This is a genomic window from Clostridium sp. (assembly GCF_036642255.1).
Classification (GTDB): Bacteria; Bacillota; Clostridia; order Clostridiales; family Clostridiaceae; genus Clostridium_J.
Window position 1 is genome coordinate 22,014 of sequence record NZ_JAVWDJ010000001.1, and the last position, 21,240, is coordinate 43,253.

At 31.2% G+C, this 21,240-nt stretch carries 18 protein-coding genes and 1 riboswitch; of the genes, 1 reads left to right on the forward strand and 17 read right to left on the reverse strand.

Annotated elements, in window-relative coordinates; all coding sequences use genetic code 11:
• Positions 1 to 29: 29 nt before the first annotated feature.
• The 5 genes from RR409_RS00090 to RR409_RS00110 form a co-directional block, all read right to left on the reverse strand.
• Positions 30 to 722 carry an LrgB family protein gene (locus RR409_RS00090; protein WP_332555672.1) on the reverse strand — a complete coding sequence of 231 codons (693 nt, stop codon included), beginning with the start codon at positions 720 to 722 and terminating at the stop codon, positions 30 to 32.
• The gene (locus RR409_RS00095; protein WP_332555673.1) at positions 703 to 1,071 is read right to left on the reverse strand and encodes a CidA/LrgA family protein; all 369 of its coding nucleotides are present in this window, start codon (positions 1,069 to 1,071) and stop codon (positions 703 to 705) included. The genes RR409_RS00090 and RR409_RS00095 overlap by 20 nt, the downstream gene beginning before the upstream one ends.
• A 341-nt stretch (positions 1,072 to 1,412) precedes the next feature.
• On the reverse strand, positions 1,413 to 2,252 hold the full coding sequence (locus RR409_RS00100; RefSeq protein ID WP_332555674.1) for a YjjW family glycine radical enzyme activase: 840 nt from the start codon (positions 2,250 to 2,252) through the stop codon (positions 1,413 to 1,415).
• Positions 2,245 to 3,741: a YjjI family glycine radical enzyme gene (locus RR409_RS00105; RefSeq protein ID WP_332555675.1), complete on the reverse strand. Its 1,497-nt coding sequence runs from the start codon at positions 3,739 to 3,741 to the stop codon at positions 2,245 to 2,247. The genes RR409_RS00100 and RR409_RS00105 overlap by 8 nt, the downstream gene beginning before the upstream one ends.
• Before the next feature lie 501 nt (positions 3,742 to 4,242).
• Positions 4,243 to 4,953 carry a hypothetical protein gene (locus RR409_RS00110; RefSeq protein WP_332555676.1) on the reverse strand — a complete coding sequence of 237 codons (711 nt, stop codon included), beginning with the start codon at positions 4,951 to 4,953 and terminating at the stop codon, positions 4,243 to 4,245.
• A gap of 247 nt (positions 4,954 to 5,200) precedes the next feature.
• Here RR409_RS00110 and RR409_RS00115 point away from each other — a divergent pair, with 247 nt between their 5' ends.
• A complete protein-coding gene (locus RR409_RS00115) occupies positions 5,201 to 5,698 on the forward strand; it encodes a metallophosphoesterase (protein WP_332555677.1) in 498 nt (165 codons plus the stop codon).
• A 224-nt stretch (positions 5,699 to 5,922) separates the two neighbouring features.
• Here RR409_RS00115 and RR409_RS00120 read toward each other — a convergent pair whose 3' ends face one another.
• The 12 genes from RR409_RS00120 to RR409_RS00175 all read right to left on the reverse strand — a co-directional run bounded on the left by RR409_RS00120 (position 5,923) and on the right by RR409_RS00175 (position 21,238).
• On the reverse strand, positions 5,923 to 6,903 hold the full coding sequence (locus tag RR409_RS00120; protein ID WP_332555678.1) for a biotin--[acetyl-CoA-carboxylase] ligase: 981 nt from the start codon (positions 6,901 to 6,903) through the stop codon (positions 5,923 to 5,925).
• Positions 6,904 to 6,988: 85 nt separating this feature from the next.
• Positions 6,989 to 7,624 carry an HDIG domain-containing metalloprotein gene (locus RR409_RS00125; protein ID WP_332555679.1) on the reverse strand — a complete coding sequence of 212 codons (636 nt, stop codon included), beginning with the start codon at positions 7,622 to 7,624 and terminating at the stop codon, positions 6,989 to 6,991.
• A 450-nt stretch (positions 7,625 to 8,074) separates the two neighbouring features.
• Positions 8,075 to 9,013 (reverse strand): ABC transporter permease, encoded by a 939-nt coding sequence (locus tag RR409_RS00130; protein WP_332555680.1) that lies wholly within the window; start codon positions 9,011 to 9,013, stop codon positions 8,075 to 8,077.
• Positions 9,014 to 10,111, reverse strand: a complete 1,098-nt coding sequence (locus tag RR409_RS00135; RefSeq protein ID WP_332555681.1) for an ABC transporter permease — start codon at positions 10,109 to 10,111, stop codon at positions 9,014 to 9,016. It lies immediately after the preceding gene.
• Positions 10,105 to 11,628, reverse strand: a complete 1,524-nt coding sequence (locus RR409_RS00140; RefSeq protein ID WP_332555682.1) for an ABC transporter ATP-binding protein — start codon at positions 11,626 to 11,628, stop codon at positions 10,105 to 10,107. Before RR409_RS00140 ends, RR409_RS00135 begins: the two co-directional genes overlap by 7 nt.
• A 161-nt stretch (positions 11,629 to 11,789) precedes the next feature.
• Positions 11,790 to 12,902, reverse strand: a complete 1,113-nt coding sequence (locus RR409_RS00145) for a BMP family ABC transporter substrate-binding protein (protein WP_332555683.1) — start codon at positions 12,900 to 12,902, stop codon at positions 11,790 to 11,792.
• Positions 12,903 to 13,021: 119 nt separating this feature from the next.
• Positions 13,022 to 13,597 carry a xanthine phosphoribosyltransferase gene (locus tag RR409_RS00150; protein WP_332555684.1) on the reverse strand — a complete coding sequence of 192 codons (576 nt, stop codon included), beginning with the start codon at positions 13,595 to 13,597 and terminating at the stop codon, positions 13,022 to 13,024.
• A gap of 236 nt (positions 13,598 to 13,833) precedes the next feature.
• A riboswitch (purine riboswitch) is annotated at positions 13,834 to 13,935 on the reverse strand.
• A gap of 119 nt (positions 13,936 to 14,054) precedes the next feature.
• Positions 14,055 to 15,599: a VanW family protein gene (locus RR409_RS00155; protein ID WP_332555685.1), complete on the reverse strand. Its 1,545-nt coding sequence runs from the start codon at positions 15,597 to 15,599 to the stop codon at positions 14,055 to 14,057.
• A gap of 409 nt (positions 15,600 to 16,008) precedes the next feature.
• Positions 16,009 to 17,367 (reverse strand): VanW family protein, encoded by a 1,359-nt coding sequence (locus RR409_RS00160; RefSeq protein WP_332555686.1) that lies wholly within the window; start codon positions 17,365 to 17,367, stop codon positions 16,009 to 16,011.
• 315 nt (positions 17,368 to 17,682) lie between these two features.
• Positions 17,683 to 18,861: an acetyl-CoA C-acetyltransferase gene (locus RR409_RS00165; protein ID WP_332555687.1), complete on the reverse strand. Its 1,179-nt coding sequence runs from the start codon at positions 18,859 to 18,861 to the stop codon at positions 17,683 to 17,685.
• A 479-nt stretch (positions 18,862 to 19,340) separates the two neighbouring features.
• On the reverse strand, positions 19,341 to 20,696 hold the full coding sequence (locus RR409_RS00170) for a sigma 54-interacting transcriptional regulator (RefSeq protein ID WP_332555688.1): 1,356 nt from the start codon (positions 20,694 to 20,696) through the stop codon (positions 19,341 to 19,343).
• A gap of 14 nt (positions 20,697 to 20,710) precedes the next feature.
• A complete protein-coding gene (locus tag RR409_RS00175; protein ID WP_332555689.1) occupies positions 20,711 to 21,238 on the reverse strand; it encodes a Gx transporter family protein in 528 nt (175 codons plus the stop codon).
• Between the last annotated feature and the right edge of the window lie 2 nt (positions 21,239 to 21,240).

The window sequence follows — 21,240 nt, forward strand, 5'->3', positions numbered from 1 at the left end:
TCGTTAACCGTTCTATACATTTACAAATGTTAAAACAAGGTGGCAAAAAAGGATGCACAAACCACTGTTAATAACCCTGATACTGCAATGGATAAACTGCTCATTGCTCCTTCTATTTCCCCTATTTCAAGAGCCTTTGCTGTTCCTATAGCATGCGAAGCTGTTCCAATAGCTAATCCAACTGCTATAGGTTCTTTTATTTTAAATAACTTACAAACACCTTCTGCTAAAATATTCCCAAGTATCCCAGTAACGATAATCACAGCAACAGTAATTGTGGTTATTCCACCTAATTCTGCTGATACACCAATGCCGATGGCTGTGGTAATGGATTTTGGTAGTAATGTAACATACTGTTCATGAGTCAGTTGAAATAGATACGACAACCCTAATACACTTCCAAGACTAGATAACACTCCTGTTGATATGCCGATAATCACAGCCTTACTATTCTTCTTTAGTAGCTCTAATTGCTGATATAAGGGTATCGCTAAGCAAACCGTTGCAGGAGTTAAAAAATAGCTGAGATATTTTGCTCCCTGATTATAACTTTCGTAGTCTATATCGAAAACTAATAAAATAGTTATTACAAAAATAATGGAGATAAGCAATGGGTTTAAAAAACTCCACTTGAATTTCTTTTTTATTGCCATGCCAAGAATATAACCTAATATACTAACGGCTACTCCAAAATAAACTGAATTACATAATATCTCTTTCATCACTGTCCCCCTTGCGCATTACAAATTGTGTCATCCTCCCAGTTACTACCATAACAATAATGGTGGTGAGGAAGGTGATGACGATAATTGGTAATAAAATATGGGTTAATTCCTCCCAAACAGTAAGTAACCCTACTGCCGCTGGTATAAACATTAAAGGCATAGTTTCTAACAGAAAATCACCAGCTTGTTTTACTCTTTCTAACTTAACAACTTTTCTTTTTAAACATATTAACATTATTAGTAAGCCATAGATACTAGCTGGAATTGGTAATGGTATTAGTCTATATATTGCCTCACCAATAAAGGTAATTGCTAAAATAATTCCTAATTGATAAATGAATTTCATCCAAGATGCCTCCTTATTAAAGAATAAATTAATCAGTGTTAATTTATTTTGAATTTAAGTAACTTATATACACATAGATTGTACCACTGATTAACAATATAGGTCTAAGTTTTCTTCATGGTTCTTTGCCATATAAATAAGGTTATTTAAGGATATTTGAGAATGATAACTGCTTTGGTGTAACAAGACTCTTTTGCTCACAAAGATATTTTATTGAATCTAAATCTGACTTCTAAGTTGTTAGACTTAAGCAGCTTACTGTGCCTTTAATAACCTACTTAAATAACTTCATTTTTCATTGCAAATAAAAAGCTAGAGAAACCCGTCCTCTAGCCTTTATCTTACACAATTATTACATTTTTACAGCCATTTGAAATAGCTATTTCTTTAAGTTCTTCCATATAACCTTGAGTTGGTACAGTGGATTTTATTAAAGCTTCTCTAACTCCCATGGGCCTATATTTAATGAGTTTATAAATAATATTTGGGTTTATGCTTGCAAGAAGCTTGCTTCCCATATCCACAGTTTTTTTGCTATCTAAAACTTGTGGAACTACTACTGTTCTAATTTCATAGACCTTATCTAGCTTACCTAATACCTTTATATTTTCTATAACAGTGTGATTCTCCAGCCCAGTAAGCATCTTGTTTTCTTCACTGTCATAGGCTTTTAAATCTATCATGGCCTTATCCATTACTTCTAAGAATTCTTTATCTTTAAATATTGGAGTAGAACCATTGGTATCAACAAAGGTAGTTAATCCCATTTTCTTAACTTCCCTAAAAAGCTCTGTTAAAAAGTCACTTTGAAGTGTACATTCTCCACCAGACACCGTTATTCCTGATATAAAATATCTAGTCTTTTCCAAGTATTTTACAATATCCTCCACCGTCATGGGGGTGATTTTAGGACTGCTATTTCTATTGCACACTGCAACACATTTATCACAGTTTTGGCATTTTTCTATATCATAAGCTACTTTTCCATCTACTTTAGATAGTGCTCCATATTCACAATGAGGCACACAAAGCCCACAGCTATTACAGTGATTTATGGTTTCTGGGTTATGGCAGTATAGGCAGTTATAGTTACAACCTTGAAGAAATATAGCTGTTCTATTTCCTTCCCCATCTACATTGCTGAAGGGAATTATCTTATTTACTAAGGCACTTTTACTCATTGTGTCTTAGTTTTCTTTCAAGAATTTTTGAGTTTTTAACTGCACCATAGCCTAATGCCACTGTATCTTGTAGAACCTGCTCTCCTCTATCTAACTTTTCAATGTCTGAACGTTTAACTAGATATCCTGTGATTCTTATAACATCACAATCATCACAGTATAAGGAAAAGTATCTCATATCTAAGGAGAAGGCTCCCTTAATTATATCTAAAATAGATTTAGGATTATTCTTTGACATAGTATCAAACTTAAAGATATCACCTATTCCTGATGGGAAGTACTTATGGAATACAGCACTTTGAACTAAATGCTCATGTAACTGTGGTTCCTCTCCAATAGGAATTCTGCATCCTGGACTTGTTTCACAATCGGTTTCTATTCCAACTTGAGCATGAAGCAAGAAGTGTCCATTTGTTGGAGTGCAGTATGGATTATTATGAGCTTCAACTATATCATACATAACTTTAATTATAGTTTCTCCAAGCTTATTAGCCTTTTCATTATGCCCAAATCTATCCTTTTGCTGCGTAGCCCCTAAAAGAGTGTTTACACATTCTGCAAGTCCTACTAATCCAAACATAGCAGTAAATCTATCTGGACTTATTAATCCTTCTCTGACTAAGAAGCTTGATTCAAAGAAATTACTTTCTTCTACAATAAACTTAATTCTTTTATCCATATAATCAATCATAGCTTCCATGGCATCAGGAAGTACATTGGCTAAGAAGTCTTCTGGATTTTTAGCCTTTTTAGCTACCTTTGATAAAATCATTCTAACTAGAGTGTAGCTACCTCCACCAATATGCAAACCATTATAGCAGCTAGCAATTCCATAGTCTTCACCAAGCTCCTTAGAAAACATTCTATGGTTTGCAAAGCTTGGTTTTGCACAAGAAAGAGCTGTTTTTATAGCTTCAATAGCGAAGTCATCACTAGTTTCTTCGCTATATTTTAAAGTTATATTTGGTGTTGCATTTTGAAGTTCTCTTTCTACTTCTAGTATGATTCTACCAGCTTTTGATTCTCTAGGTCCTATGTTTCCATGACAGAAAGAATCTGTAATAGTTCTATCTATATGCATTAAAAAGAACTTAACTGCTGCATATGCTTCTTTTTCATCTTTTACAAAAGGCTCTAGTAAATAATCTATATTTCCTATATATACAGGAAAAGAAGTTATTGATGGCACATGTTTATATAGTATCAATAAGTTATTTACAGCTTCCCATATATTTGTTGGTGGCTGTAATCTCAAAAATTCACTACCTTGTTTCATAAACTTTTCATAATTAGGAACAATATATCTTGGCCTATAGGGTGCTACTCCTTCGTTTAAGTCACAAATTAACCCTTCTTCTCTATATTGTTTCGTCTTATCACTCATATTTAAAACATCTAAGCTATTTTCTGAAGCTCTTGCTAAATTTAGTACCTTCATCTCATAGGTTAAAGTCTTGTCCTTTATAATGTTAAGGATTTCATTACTCATGTTATAATCACTCCTTCTCAAAATATGATCTTACTTATATTCTTTATCTCAGCCTGCATAACTATTTATTTAAAATAGTTATTACCTTTAAAACACTTTAAAATTTTCTTATGAAGAAACCTTCTTAAACCCATATTATTCAAATAATTAATTAGTTAATTTCCATGAACTTTTCAAAAGAAAATTAAACTTCCCTTAATATTATTTTGGTATAATACTCTTTATTAAACTTTGTTTTATATAATATATTATACATAAAAACCTATAATAATTCTACATTTATTAATAATGATTATTACCAAATAATTTCTCTAAACATTTGTTTAATACTGAAACTTCCTATTTTTTACTATATATTTTTCAAATGTAGTATTCTTCATATTTCTACAAATTTCTGAAAATTACTCAAAATAAAAATATAAGCAAAAGCTTATATTTTTATTTTATGCTATGGATTAATACCTCTATTAAAATTTCTATAATTTTTCTAAAATCTAAAAGTTATCTACAAAATAAAATTTCTCTGCCCCTTTTTCCACATTCTTTTATGATTTCTGCGTTTTTTAGTGTATAAGTTATTTTTCTTACCTTATGTACTGGAACATTTAATGTTGCTGCTAAGTCCTTATTGGTAAAATACTCTGGTAGTTCCTTTGGTAAAAAGCATTGAAAATCCTCTATGGAGTTAAAAGTATGTTTTTCAAGCACCTTTACTAACTTTCTATCCACGATGCTTATTCCTTTTCTTCTCCAACTTCCTTTTCCATCACTTTTTCTTATTTCCTCTTCTACAATCATTAACACTTCTAATTTAAAGTTTTCATTTCCTAATAAGTAGGGCGTACTAACTAGTTCATCAAAAACATCAACTAAAATTCCCCTTTTGGGAGATTTTCTTCTGCTCATAACTTTTCCTTCTTCATTTAAAGTTACTATATATTTTTCCACTGCTATTGGATGCACTAGTACTACATTATTATTTTCTTCTGTAATCTCTTTTAACTTCCTACCTATTGCATAAAAATTTTTTGTTTGTATTTCATAAAAAACATCGTCCTTGATTACATCAATAATATAGCTTCCAACTTTATACTCAACCTTTGAATTTTCATCACTATACAAATTTTTTATATCTGAATGTAGACTCTTTTCGTTATTTGTTCCTATTCCTCTTCTATCTATAACCTTTTCCTTGGTCTCTTTTTCTGTCACTTCTAGTCCCCCACGTATCTATGATTTTATAGATTAATTGTATTATACTTACCTATTATTTTATATAGTTTATTAATAAAGTTTATAATTTGTAACAGGAATAACTTGCATTAAATAAGCTATATTATGAAAAACTTTTAAGTATATATGGTAGAAATAAATTACCTTTCCAAATCCACAATATTAAGTCCTTTTAAAACATTAAAAATATTAAACCTATCAAGCATTTAATAAACTAATTTTGGCGGTGATAAACTTGAAGATAGCAATAATTTCTGATACACATATTCATAAGCATGATGAAAAACTTGAAATTTTAATTAAAAACAGACTTTCCTGTGCAGATTTAATAATTCATGCTGGAGATTATACTGATATAAGAGCTGTTACCATCCTTCAAAGAACCAAGAAATTCCTGGGGGTTTGGGGAAACAATGATAAAGCTTCCATAAGAGAAATTACTAAAGAAAAGGAAATACTTAAGGTAGAAAAATATAAAATTGGAGTATACCATGGTCATGGTATGAGAAGCACCACTATAGATAATGCATACCATGCTTTTTCTGATGATGAAGTGGATATAATAATCTATGGCCACAGCCACCAACCTTCCATCTGTACAAAAAAGAAAGTACTGATGCTTAATCCTGGTTCTCCAACAAACAAAAGGAAAGAAAGGTGGTATTCCTATATAATCCTTGAAATTTGTGGAGACAATATTTTTGCAAGCTTACATTTTTACTAATAAATTTTAGCATTATTTACATGAAAAAAAGTCAACCTCCTTATGGAATGTTGACTTTTTTATGTTTTATTATTTTATTAAAAAGTTTACTTTAACCATTAATAAAATGAATTTTAGGGACTATCACAGTTTATCTTGCGGCTAAATATTTGTACACGGAAACTTCCTAGTCACTATTATAGCTATTAGTGTTAGAATTAAAGAATTTTATTATTATTTCTCAGTTATACATATCCGTATAATCCTCTAACAGATACCTCTCCTGATACCACTTTTCCAAGAGTTCCATCTTCATACTGAACTACTAATTCACCCTCATCATCTAGATCTAAAGCTTTTGCTCTTCTTTCATTAGTTCCATTAATGAGCTTAACCTCTTTTCCTAAGAGAATAGACCTAAATCTACATATCTCTAATACTTCATTAAGGTTATTTTCTTCAATAAAATAGCCATATAGTACTTCAAATTTATTTAAAATATTTGCTAATAATAATTTTCTATCTACTTCATTACCTGTTTCTATTTTTAAAGAAGTAGCAACATTTTCAATATCCTCAGGGAAACTATTCATATTAACATTTATTCCAATGCCCATTATTATATAATTAACCCTGTCTATTTCTCCACTCATTTCAGTTAAAATGCCACAAACCTTTTTATTATTTAAAACTATATCATTAGGCCACTTTATGTAAGAATTTATCCCCATTTTTTCCATGCCTTTCTGTACTGCTGCTGCTCCTACTAAGGTAAGTTTTGAAGCCATAAAAGGACTTATATCTGGCCTTAGAATTATAGACATCCATATTCCTGTGGATTTAGGTGATACCCATGTTCTTCCTAGTCTTCCACGACCCGTAGTTTGCTCTTCTGCAATGACGATAGTTCCATGAACTGCACCTTCCCGAGCTAGCTTTTTTGCTAATAAATTAGTAGAATCTATAGTTTCATAATGAATGCAATTACTTCCTATATCCTTTGTATTTAGATGTGTTTTAAATTCCCCATAAGTTAATAAGTCTGGAGCATAATCCAATCTATATCCCTTTTTAGATACAGATTCAATTTTGTACCCTTCCTCTTTTAAGGCTTTCATATGTTTCCAAATCGCAGCTCTGCTAATACCAAATTCCTTACTCAACTTTTCTCCGGAGATGAAATCCTCTGTGTTATTTTTTAAAGCTTCTAAAATTTCTTCTTTCAAAATATCTTTCCTTCCAATAATATAACTAAAGGTTATATTAATATTAACTTTACAATTTGTTCTTAATTTAAATTCACTTTAGTATCTATTTTCTAGCTTTATTTCTCAACTTCTTTTTACTTTTTTCTAAGAATATTTTAACATTTTTTTCTTCCTTTTCAATATTAGATTTGTTCATGTCCCCTCTTCCCATTCTATCACATTTTCCAAGTAGGGCTATTTCATCAATAGAAGTTTCCTCATTCATTTTCTCTACATCTTGCCACGGCAATTCCTTTACCACAAATAATATCTGCATATGCCATCTGACAAGTCCTGCTACTTCATTTACAAATTCCTTATCTTCCTCAAAGAATTCTAGAAACTCCCTTGCCATTCTTTCACCAACTTCATCATGGTCATAGGAAGTAATTTTCCCTTTTCTGACTTTTGTAGTTGGCCCCTTGCCTATATCATGAAGTAGTGCGGCCCACATAAATACTCTTGGGTTTTCACTATTATTTTTTCTTTTCGCTGCTTCATCCACTACCATCATAGTATGGTTCCAAACTGATCCTTCCGGATGATATTCTAAATTTTGTTCTGTTTTAATTAAATCACTAATCATTGTAAATGGGTGTTTTGAAGGATATGTGCCTGAATCTATAAGTTCATTAAAATACTCTGAAGGTTTTTCATCCTCCATAAGATGTTTTTCAAACTCTAAATAATAATTATTCATCTTTTTCACTCCTTTAATTCAAATTTATAAAAACATTTCACTTTTAATCCTCTTAAGAACTTTTTATTTTTTCATAGTTAAGATATTGTTTGTAACGAAAATGCCCTAAATTAATATACTATTCATATAATCTAAAATATAGTCCCCCTTAAACTTGAAGCTATGATATATTTTTTATATTATAGCTTCCTTTTATTATTTTACCATTATCACATTATATTTCATCTTATTATATACATTTATTATCTCCTTACAGTAATTCTTTACTACATAAAGATAACTACTCATTTAGTTTTTTTACCTTTAATTCTATTCTTTGAGTCTTACATAAAAATGACACTACTTTTTATACAAAAAGCACTATGAATATTACAAAACAAATAATATCCATAGTGCTTTACTATTTTTAATTATAAAACTTTTAAACTTCTAGAATCTATGTACTAAAAATCATCTTTCTTCTCTAAAATAAGAAATACCCAGAGCTGCTGGTGCTTTATTTTTACTGTTTTTGTTCATGGAAGTAACCACCAAAACTATTATAGTAACTACATAAGGTATCATATCAATTAAATATTGGGATATATTTATGCCCTGAATTCCTTGAAGTCTAAATCCTAGAATATCTAAACCTCCAAAAATATAAGCACCAAGAATTGCCCTCTGAGGTTTCCATGCCGAAAAAATTACAAGGGCCACTGCAATCCAGCCTCTACCTGCTGTTACACCTTCCTGCCAAGCTGGAACATACACTAAAGATAAGTATGCTCCTCCGATTCCACATAGTAATCCTCCTAATATTATGTTTATGTACTTATACAAATTAACATTTATACTAGCTGAGTCTGCAGCATAAGGGTTCTCCCCTACTGCTTTTGTGTTAAGTCCAAAAGAAGTATAAGAAAAATAAACAAATAATAATATAGTAACTATATATCCAAAGTACACAAATAAATCTTGATTAAAAAATATAGGTCCTATAAAAGGAATATCCCCTAACACAGGTATTTTCATGGTTGAAAATGCTGCTTTAATATTTTCAGGTGTAGATAACCCTATTAATCCCTTACCTACCATACTAGAAAAACCTGTTCCGAATATGGTTAAGGTTAGTCCTGTTACTACTTGGTTTGACTTTAAAGTAGTTGTTAAGAAAGCATACACTAATGCTCCTAGCGCTCCTGCTAAGGCAGCTACTATAATAGTAATTGTAACATTATTTGTTTTAACCGCTGTCATAAATCCCATCACAGCTCCCATGAGCATCATACCCTCTATACCAAGATTCAGATTTCCTACCTTTTCGTTCATTATTCCACCTAGGGTTGCAAATAACAATGGTGTACCTGAAACTACTGCTGCAGCTAAAAATGATATAAGTCCATCCATCTATTCCACCCCTTTATTTACTGCTGCATTAATTGCACCAACAGTATCTACATTATTTGTAAGCTTTATTTTATACCTTATAAAAAACTCAGATCCTAGCACAAAAAATAATATGGTGGCTTGAAGTAGCTCCGCTGTAGCCACTGGTATTCCAAAAGCGGTTTGAATGTATACTGTTCCTTGTAGTAATACGGCAAAACATAAGGAAGTTATAACAGTTACCCAAGGTTTTAAGCCTGATAACCAAGCTATAATTATGGCTGTAAATCCCACTCCTCCAGCTACTTCCACAGACAAGGTTCTACTTACTGCTGATGCTTGTACAAATCCTGCGATTCCACATAAAGCCCCGCTAATAAATGTAGCTAAATATATACTTCTTTTTATGTTTATCCCTGCATAAATTGCAGTATTTCTACTTTCTCCGATTACTGAAATTTCATAACCTAACTTTGAGTTATTTAAAAATACATGTACTATAACTACCAATACTAAAGCTATAATAAACCCTATATGTAAGGAAGAAATTGAGGGTAAGGTAGCATTAAATGAAAAGCTTTTTATCTTTGGAAATCCCATAGCTGCTGGATCCTTCCATGGTCCATGCTGAAGATAAATTACTATCTTTATAGCAATATAATTTAGCATTAAAGTAATAATAGTTTCATTAGTATTAAATTTTTCTCTAAGTATTGAGGAAATTAGTGCCCAAGTGCCCCCTCCTGAAATAGCTGCAATGGCCATTAAAGTTAAAAGTATGGATTTTGGCAGGTAATTAAAGTTTAGTCCAATATATGTACTGAATAATGCACCCACAAGTATTTGACCCTCTCCTCCAATATTCCAAAATTTCATTTTAAAGGCTATGGATATACCCAAGGCTGTTATTACCAGTGGAACTGCTTTAACTATGGTTTCTATAATTGAATAAGAGTTTCCAAAACTCCCCTTTATTATTCCCCCATAAACTTGTAGGGGATTAAATCCGAAAAGCATTAAGAATACTGCCACTAAAGAAAGCGCTAGCACTATAAAAGTTATTCTTATTAGAATATTAGTTTTATTTTCTACGTCTCCTCTTTTCACCACTTTTAACATGCTTCTTCCTCCTTGCAATTTCTCCCTACCATCATCATTCCGATTTTTTCACGACTTACGTTGTCACTATTTAAAATCCCCATAATTTCGCCATTGTGAATTACCATGATTCTGTCACAGAGTTTTGTTAAAACATCTAAATCTTCTCCAAAATAGAGGATTCCAGTGCCTTTCTTCTTTTGCTCATTTATTAAATTATATATATTATAGCAAGTATTAATATCTAATCCTCTCACAGGATATGCCATTATAAGCACCTTAGGTTCAATGCTAAGTTCTCTTCCCACCAAAACCTTTTGTATATTTCCTCCAGATAAATTTTTTATTGGATGATATATACTTGGAGTTTTTATTTTAAACTGTTTTAAAAGATTTTTAGATTTCTCTATCATAGGGGCTTTTCTGATAAATATACCTTTTTGCATATGATATTCTTTTAATAAAAGATTTTCTACCATACCCATAGTTCCCACAAGCCCCATTCCTAATCTATCTTCTGGTATAAAACTCATTGAAATTCCGCAGTTCATGATTTCTCTCGGGGATTTCCCCACTATATTTTCACCTTGTAAGGTTATAGTTCCTGATTTAACCTTTTGGATTCCTGAGATACCTTCACAAAGCTCTTTTTGTCCATTTCCGGCTATCCCTGCCACACCTAATACCTCACCACTTCTTAGATGAAAACTCATATTATTAACTACTTTAATACTTTCGCTATTAACTATATTAAGTCCCTGTATGTTTAAGATTACTTCTCCTTGGGACAATTTTTCTCTCTCAATAAATAATTCTACAGATTTTCCCACCATAAGTTGTGTTAAAGTTTGAGGATTAGTATTCTCTTTACACAAAGTCTCGATAACTTCACCTTTTCTAAGCACAGTAACTTTATCACTTATTTCCATTACCTCATCCATCTTGTGGCTTATGAAAATAATTGCACAGCCTTGTTCTTTCATTCTTCTCATTATATTAAAGAGTTTTTTTGTGTCCTCTGTAGTAAAAACAGTGGTGGGTTCATCTAAAATCAATATCTTAGCTCCTCTATATAGGACCTTTAATATTTCAAGATTTTGTTTTTCGTTTATAGACATATTTCTTACTTTTTTTTCAATATCAATTGTAAGTTGGAACTTGTTAATAAGTTCCTGTATTTTTCTTATTTCTTTATTATGGTTAAACCAAATGCCTTTTTTTTCACCTAAAATTATATTTTCCAATCCATTCATTTCATCAACTAATCTAAAATGTTGATGAATCATTCCTACCCCATAATTCATTGCACACTTAGGTGAGGAAAGTTTAACCTGACTACCATGAATAAATATAGAACCACTATCAGGAGTATAAACTCCTGATAGCATATTCATTAAAGTACTTTTCCCTGCACCATTTTCTCCTAAGAGTGTATGAATTTCTCCCCCATAAATATCTAAATTCATATTATTATTTGCTACAACTTTTCCAAAGGTTTTTGTTAAATTATTAATTGATATATAAGGAATTTTTTTCATACCACTCTACTCCAATCTGTAATATTGAATAACTAACAAATGACTTGTTAAATTATTGATAGAATTATATTTGAAAATCTATATGAGCTTACCGTATAATTCATGATGCACTTATATTAAACCTATTTAAGCTTTTAAGATTACAAGATAAATATCATTAACTATTGCTCAAGTTTCCCCTCTACACCTTCTACAAACCAATCAAATTTTAATAATTCCTCATCACTCATAACTTCACCTTGTTGCACTTTTACATTCCCTTGTTGATCCTTTATTGGCCCCACAAATATTTTGTTTTCTCCAGAGATTATAGCTTGTTTCTGTTTTTCAACTAATTCCTTTGCTTCTGCTGGAACCTTATCTGTAAGTGGAGCTAAGTCTACATAACCATCTTTAATTCCATTCCAAGTTACTGAGGATTTCCATGTTCCATCCATTACAGCTTTTATCTGTGGTATATAGTATTTTTCCCAATGCCAAATTGGTGAGGTCAAATAAGATTTTGGGAGTTTTGAGCTCATATCTGTGTTATAACCTATAGATAAAGCCCCTGCTTCCTCTGCCGCCTGTGCAGGACCTGCTGTATTTTGATGCTGAGCCATTACATCTGCACCTTCTGCTATTAAAGCTTTTCCAGCTTCCTTTTCCTTTGCAGGATCATACCAAGTGTTTGTCCACTTAACCTTTACTACAACTTCTGGATTTACACTTTTTGCTCCTAAAGTGAAGGCATTTATTCCTCTTACTACTTCTGGTATTGGAAAAGCTGCTACATATCCAATGCTATTGGACTTTGTTGTAAGTCCTGCGATTATCCCAGTTAAATATCTACCTTCATAAATTCTTCCAAAGTAATTTGACATATTTTCTGCTGTTTTATAGCCTGAGTTATGTAAGTATTTTACCTCTGGATGTTTCAGCGCTGAGCTTTCCATTCCATCCATAAAACCAAAGCTTGTCCCAACAATTACATTACATCCTTGGCTAATTAATTGCTCACAAACTCTTTCAGTTTCTGCTAAGTCTTCTTTTACAGATTCAACATATATAGTTTCTACACCTAGTTCCTTTTCTAGTAGTTTTCTTCCTTCATCATGAGAATAAGTCCATCCCTCATCACTTACTGGCCCAACATATATGAAACCTACCTTCACCTTCTGTTGTTTTTCTGGTGCTACTGTATTGGCTGGTTCTGTATTGCTACTACATCCTGTTAATATGAAAGTCATTAACATTAAAGTAGCTAATAGAATGCTAGTAATTATTTTTTTCATTTTTGAATCCTCCTCTAAAGTTGTTTTTTCTTTTGACTTTGATTATGTTTTATCGATAAAAAGCTATGCTAAAAATCGATTAGATTACTCCTCATGCTAGCTTCTAGATTTCCATGGATTTACTCTAGAAAAAGCACCTTTCCCTGACTAAACCCACTTATTCTTGCCAAAGATTCTACTTGCACTCCTAATCCTTCAACTTTTTCTCTACCCGATTGAAAGGACTTTTCAATTACAATCCCTACCCCTGCCACTTCTGCTGAACCCTTTTTTACTATGTCTATAAGTCCTATGCAAGCATTACCGTTAGCTAAAAAATCATCAATTATCAGTATTTTATCTCCTTCATTAATATACTTTTTACTTGTTTTAATATTGTAACTTCTCTTTTTTGTATAAGAATAAACCTCACTATCATAAGTATCCTTATCCATATTAGAACCTTCATGTTTTTTTGCAAATACTACAGGAACATTCCCAAAATACTGTGCTGCAATACATGCCACTGCAATACCTGAAGCTTCAATGGTAAGTATCTTATTCACCTCTTTATCTTTAAACCTCTTTTTAAGTTCCTTTCCCATTTCATTAAACAATTCTATATCTATTTGATGATTTAGAAAATTGTCTACCTTTAAAATATCTTCTCCAATTACTCTTCCATCTTCAACTATTCGTTGCTTTAATAATTTCATAACTTTTCCTCCAATTAAATAATGAATAACGTCATATTTTTCCACCACATTCTAAGACTATTTAATTTATATCATTTAAAAACCAAAGAAACTTTGCCCAATCTGTAATTCTTGATTTTTATATAAAAAAATAACCCCCTAATAAAACTAGGGAGTTATAAATGCATCATAGCCATAGCAATATATAGTTATATAAATGCCATAGAAATCTTAAAGATACCAATGAGATAGTTATCTTTGATGTTTATAAAACCCATAGTCCGGCACTTTACGGATGCCTGGTAGAAACACTCAGACCATATTACTGAGTATATATGAGTACGAATATTAAGTTTTTTATTTTAATCTTTCGTTCGTAATTTCTGATTTTATATTACATTAATCTTTATTTGTTGTCAATAGTTCACTATGGACCTTTATATAAAAATAAGACCTACATTCGTAGGTCTTTTACATCTTATTGATTTTCACCATCATTTGGTTGTACAGCTTCACCTTGTGTAGTTGGAGTGGTTGGCGTTTGATTATTGCCTGGCTTAATTTCATCTTTAGGTTTATCAGTACCTGTATTAGTCCCTTGTACTGGTTTTGTACCTCTTTTTATTATTTTAGGGCTTGGTTTATAAGTATCATTGTTCATAAGCTCCCTTGAGATTTCCTTACCATTTTCATAAGTTACTCTATAAGCCTTCACCTTATACCCATTTGAACCTGGTTTATCAATGACTTCTTTACCCACTTCCAAAGTTGGATCATCTACATACTTAACTGGAGGTGCTATAGTTTCATAAGTTTCTGTTGGAAAACTATAAGTTTTTCCTATTAATGAAGAATTAGAGTACAAATTAAATGTAACTTTACCTTTGTCTGTGAATCCCTCAATATAAATTGGATATTGGGTTGAGTTTGTAAATGTATAATCAGTTCCTCCATAGAATATTGTTGCATCTAATCCTAAAGGCACATATCCTACTGTCATACTGTGATTTCTTCTTTGATCTGGTAAAATTCCAAGTCTTAATACTGCATTGTGAAGAGTACTAGATACTTGGCATATACCACCGCCAATATCATCTACAAGCACACCGTCTATATAGGCTCCGCCAGATTTATACCCTTTAGCTGCCGTTGTGTCACCTACAATACTATTAAAACTAAATTTATCTCCTGGCATTAACAAAGTTGCGTTAACAGTTCTAGTACCAATACTTATATTAGTAGCTCTGTTAGATGTAGAAGTTCCAAAAGCTGTAGTAAATGATGATACCACAGAATCGATTTTGGATAACTGCTCCTTAGTCACCTTTGGATTATCCTTATTCACGGTAGCCTTTACCTGTACATTTCCTTCTTTTGTACTGGCAATTTTACTATTTAGTTCAGCAATTAACCCTGACACATCCAGCTTTGCACCTAAGCTCTCTTCTACTATAGAAAAACCACCACCAGGATTCTTTTTTATGGTTGCATCTTTCTTCTCTTTATTTACTTCCTTTTCAATCTCTGAAACTTTTCTTGTTATAGCCTCATTATTATAAGTAAATTCTAAGTTGAAATCTTTATTCTCAGGGTTTCTAATTAAATTGAATACTTTTACAGAATTTAAATCTTTTCCATAGTTAAAAGCATTCTGTACTGTGTGCTCTATATTATACTCTAACTTAATGTCTGAATAATTTATAGAATATTCCTTACCCTCTACGTTGATTTTTATATTTCTATCTGATATTTGTTTTTCATATTGATTTCCTATAGTTTTCATTGCTTCATCTATAGTTTGTCCCGAAATATCTATCCCCTCAACATTAACCCCAGGCATTATTACACTTTTATATTTATTTACAGTCGTATAAACATAAGAGGTTGTCCCAATAAAGGCTAAAACAACAATTCCTAACATAGCAGATATTACTATAAATTTCTTTTTATTTTTGGAATTTTTAACTTTATTTTTTGTCGGTTTATTATTTTGTTCTTTATTCCTCTCTAAATTTATATCCATAGCCACATCCCTTTCAAATTATATTGGAAAAATAACTTACTGTTTTAGTATATCATAAAGCTTTTAAACTTTCACTTATATATTAGTTTTAACAAATATTTCTATTTTTTGACCTTTTGGAGACTTTTAAGCTATCTATAATACGATATTAAATTAATAAACGTTCAAAAACGTCTTTTCCCATTTACAATCAAAAATAAAAAGAAGCAATCATCGCTCTCTAATTACTTCTTCTTATTTTTATCAAACACGTGAAAACTATTAATTTTTATTATATGAGCTTACTGCCAGTGGCATATATAAGTTTCATCGTTATTTCTACATTATAAAACTACCTTAACAACTTATATTTAAGATAATGCAACATATAACTGAACATTTATGGAGTTTCTTTATTGCATTATACATACTATAAGTTTTCTTTTACAACTTTATCCACTGGTTTATAATAGTCATCATAAAGTAATCCTCTATTAATTTTTTTACCATTTTCATATGCTATTCTATAAACTCTCACTCTAAATCCATCGCTGCCTTTAGAATCAATCACTTGTTCCCCCTCATCGAGACTTAAATCTTTTATATATTTTACTTTTCTAGGGATTTCCTTATATATTTCACTTTCTATATCATAAGTCTTACTCTTCAAACTTGAATTTGAATAAATATCAAAGATCACCTCATCATTTACAATGTATCCATGGATATAAATAGGATAATTTAAGGTGTTTGTGAATTTATAATCTACAGCCTTATAAAATACTGTTGCATCAGCGCCCTTTGGAACATAAGCGACTGGCATTGAGTGATGCATTCTTTCTATAGGTACAATTCCTGCTCTTAATACGGCATTATGAAGAGTTGTTGATACTTGACAAACTCCGCCTCCATAGCCTGGTTCTAGTTTTTTATTCTTTATTATTGGTGCTTCTTTATACCCCTTATCAGGAGTTGTATCTCCTACCAACTCATTAAAACTATAGGTATCTCCTGGCATAAGAAGAACATCACTTGCTGCTTTAGTTGCCAACATAATATTCGTAGCTCTTTCACTAATAATAAACTTTGTTTTAAATGATGAAATTACACTATCAATAGTTTTGAGTTGCTTTGCTGTAATTCTAGGTTCTACATACTTTACAGGCATTTCTAAATCTATAGTGTATAATCGTTGTTCTATCTTCTCTACTATTTCTTTATATCCTTGTTCCTTATCTATTTCTTCCTTTATTTTTTCCTGAGTTACTTGAAATCCAGTATTACCCTTCTTTATGGAGCTATCCATAATTTCTTTAGGTAAAGTTTTATCTATACCTTCTAGAAAACTTCTTATGGTTTCATCATTATAGGTTAGGTTTAGATTATAATTTGTATTTTCACCCTTCTTTATGAGTTTATATCGCTCACTAACACTCAAATTTTTACCATACAAGAAGGCTTCATTAACTACTTCCTCAATATTATACTTAATATTTAACTCCTTATATGGCAAATTGTGCAGTTTATCTTTTACTTTTACATTGATACTACCATTTTCCAAAGGCTTGTCATACTTTTGAAGAAAATACTCTAGAACTTCTTCCTTTGTTTTACCTGACATATCTATATTTTCTATGCTTACGTTAGGATAAACGGCATTATTGAATTTATTAGCAATAGAATACATATACCAATAATAACTAACAACACTCATTATTAATAAAATAAATACTGTTAAAATTAATAAATTAACTCTCTTTCTCTTATGTGTTTTTGTTGTTTTATCCATTATATCCTTCCTTTCCAAATATAATAAAGTGTCTGGTACAAAATAACTAGTACAGGATATTTTCAATACACAATGAAGCTGAATCTATAGATAGTACTGCTAGAAAATAGACTCCGGTTATGCAGTAGCCTTAAAATATATCATCATAATGATTATTTATTTTTTAAAATTTTAATCAATTAATTATTACTATGGTGTGTAGTAATGATTAAAATATACTTTAAGTAACTCTATCTAAAAATGAAAAAACCTAGTTAAAACTAAGATAATTTCTTAGTTTAACTAGGTTTCAAAGTTTTTAAAATTTAATTTTTATTATCTTTCAACAATAAGTGCAGTTCCTTGTCCGCCACCTATACATAAGGTTGCTAGACCTGTTTTAGCATCTCTTTTTATCATTTCGTAGATTAATGTTGTAAGTATTCTTGCTCCTGATGATCCTATTGGATGACCTATAGCAATAGCTCCACCATTAACATTAACTTTATTCATATCTAAATTTAGATCCTTTGCAACTGCTAATGATTGAGCTGCAAATGCTTCATTAGCCTCAATTAAATCTAAATCTTCTACTTTTAAATTTGCTTTTTCTAAAGCTTTTCTTGTTGATGGTACTGGTCCATAACCCATTATCTTAGGGTCTAGACCTGATGATGCATAGGATTTTATTGTTACAAGAGGTTTAACACCTAATTCTTCAGCTTTTTCTTTTGACATAACAATTAACATAGCAGCACCATCATTAATACCTGACGCATTTCCTGCTGTTACTGTTCCATCTTTCTTGAAAGCTGGTTTAAGTTTTGCCAATTTCTCAATAGTCATATTTGCTTTAGGGAACTCATCAGTATCAAATACAATCGGTTCTCCTTTTCTTTGTGGTATAACTACTGGCACAATCTCATCCTTAAATCTTCCAGTTTTTATAGCTTCTTCAGCTCTTAATTGACTATTTAATGCAAACTCATCTTGCATTTCTCTTGTTAGTCCCCATTGCTCAGCAATATTCTCTGCTGTTATTCCCATGTGGTAATCATTGAAAGCATCCCAAAGTCCATCTTTAATTAATATATCTACCATGGTAGCATCTCCCATTCTTTGTCCCCATCTATTACTTGGAACAATATATGGTGCATTACTCATGCTTTCAGTTCCCCCTGCTAATATAATGTCTGCATCTCCACTTTTAATCATTTGAGCAGCTAAGCTCACCGCTCTTAAGCCTGAACCGCAAACCTTGTTAATAGTCATTGCTGATGAATTTTCGTTTAAGCCAGCATGTACAGCTACTTGTCTAGCAACATTTTGACCTAGACCTGCACCTAAAACATTTCCAATTATAGCTTCTTCTATAATTTGCGGATCAATTCCTGCTCTCTTTATAGCTTCCTTAGCCGCAATAGCACCTATTTCCACTGCAGATAATTTAGATAAACTTCCTCCGAAAGATCCTAAAGCTGTTCTAGCAGCACTGACAATAACTACTTCTCTCATAATTAATTCCTCCATTTAATAATCTATATATTTTTAAAAACAAATTTTTATTAAAAAACGTCTTATTAATTAACTTAATAAATTTATTTTTATCATCATAGATAGTATAGCAAGTTTTATGCCAACTTTGCAACTTCAATAAAATCCATATATACCAACAGAAATAAATCTTTTTTTAAAACAAAAGTGTAAACAAAGTTTACACCATTGAAAAACCCACTATTTTCAATGGTTCATGTTAATTTTATAACACTTATGTTAAATTAATCACTAAAAGTAATTACAATACATTGCTTCATATTTATTTTTAATAATTACTAAAAAAAATATATCCCATTTATAGTTTTACATAATTTTCCCAAATTAATGCAAAAAATAAACACATGTAAACTAAGTTTACATGTGTACATTTGTTGACACTTAATTTGTACTATTAATTTAAGAGACTAAATATGAATTATTAACATTTTGAAAACTTTCTAATAAAGGCCTAATCTTTTAAGCTTTTTGTAGAGCCCAGCCCTACTTAATCCTAAAATTTTAGCTGTTTCATTTTTATTTCCACCAGTTTTCTCTAAAGTGCTAATAATAACATCCTTTTCTACTTCATCTACAATATCTTTTAATGCATTATTATCCATAGCATATTTTTTCCCCTTAGCTTTTAGAACTTTTTCTGGCAGATGTTTAGGCAATATAAGCAAATCTGTGTCTAACAGGTTTATCGCCCTTTCAATAACATTTTCAAGTTGCCTAACATTTCCAGGCCAATGATAGCCTTTTAAATATTCTAAAGCTTCCTGTGATATTCCTTCAGAATAAACCCCATATCTATTACTAAGCTTAATTCTTAAACTATTAGAAAGTAATTCTATATCTTCCACTCTATCTCTTAATGGAGGAAGGTTTAAATGTATTACATTTAATCTATAATATAAATCTTCTCTAAATTTCCCCTGTTCAATAAGCTCAGGAAGAGACTTATTAGTAGCGGCAATTACTCTTACATCTATATTAATAGTTTCATTGCTCCCCACCCTAACTATTTCTCTTTCTTGCAAAACCCTTAATAACTTCACTTGCATAGTTAAAGGCATGTCTCCAATCTCATCTAATAGGATAGTACCTCCATTAGCAAGTTCAAACTTACCTTTTAGCCCGCTTTTTTTTGCTCCAGTAAATGCACCTTCTTCGTATCCAAACATTTCTGATTCAAAAAGCTCTGCTGGAATTGCAGCACAGTTGATTTTCACAAAAGGTTTTAGTGATCTTTTACTTCCATTATGTATCGCCTGAGCAAAAAGTTCTTTACCAGTTCCACTTTCCCCAGTTATAAATATAGAAGAGTCTCCTTTTGCTGCTCTCTTTGCAAACTTCACTACTTCAATAAAACTACTACTTTCCCCTAAAAGATTATTAAAAGTATACTTCGCTTTTTTTTCACCATCTAATTCATTTTTGTAATATTGAAGTTCTTTTTCCAAATTAGAAATTTTGCTACTTAGCATCTTAAAGTTACTTAAATCCTTGAACATTATTTTTCCTATGGCACCGCTTGGTTTTCCATTTAGTATAATTGGTACTCTCATAGAGATTGTTCTATGTCCATTCACATCCTGAAGTTCCCCAAACTCTTTTATTCCCGTTTTTGCTACAATGTGGAGCCTAGTATTGGTTACCACTTCTGTTATATGTTTTCCCTCAGGATTAGTGCAGCCTAAAAATTCCTTATAACCATTACTCATCATTGTTACAAAACCATTTTCATCTACTACAACTATGCATTCTTCTAAGCTGTTAAAAATAAAATTTAATAATTCTTCATTAATTTTCATAGTTAAATTCCTTTCTAAGACAGAAAATCAAATCCCATTCGCCTTGATATTTTTCTTATATGATCTACAGCAAAATTACAGGTTAATCCAACGAATATCCCTGTACCAACACCAGCTATAGACATAATCGGTAAATATAGCATTACTCCAAAAGTTTGCACAATAAGAGCTGATACAATAAGCTGTCCTATATTATGAAACACTGCCCCTGCAGAACTTACCCCTATAATACTCACATGATTTTTACCCACTTCCTTGACAAAAATCATAGCTAAATAACTAAGAATTGCTCCTGCTAAGCTATAAAGAAGCCTTGATATACTTCCACCAAACATTACTGATAGCACCATTCTAAGTACTATTACTAGGAAAGTTTCTTTATAGCTTAAAGTATAAAGTGCTATAACAGTAATAATATTTGCTAATCCTAATTTGGCCCCTGGGGTAATAAAAGGTACTGGTATCATTCCCTCAAATATATGAAGTACTAACGCCATAGACACCAATAAGGATATATACGTCATTTTTCTTGTATTATTCATTT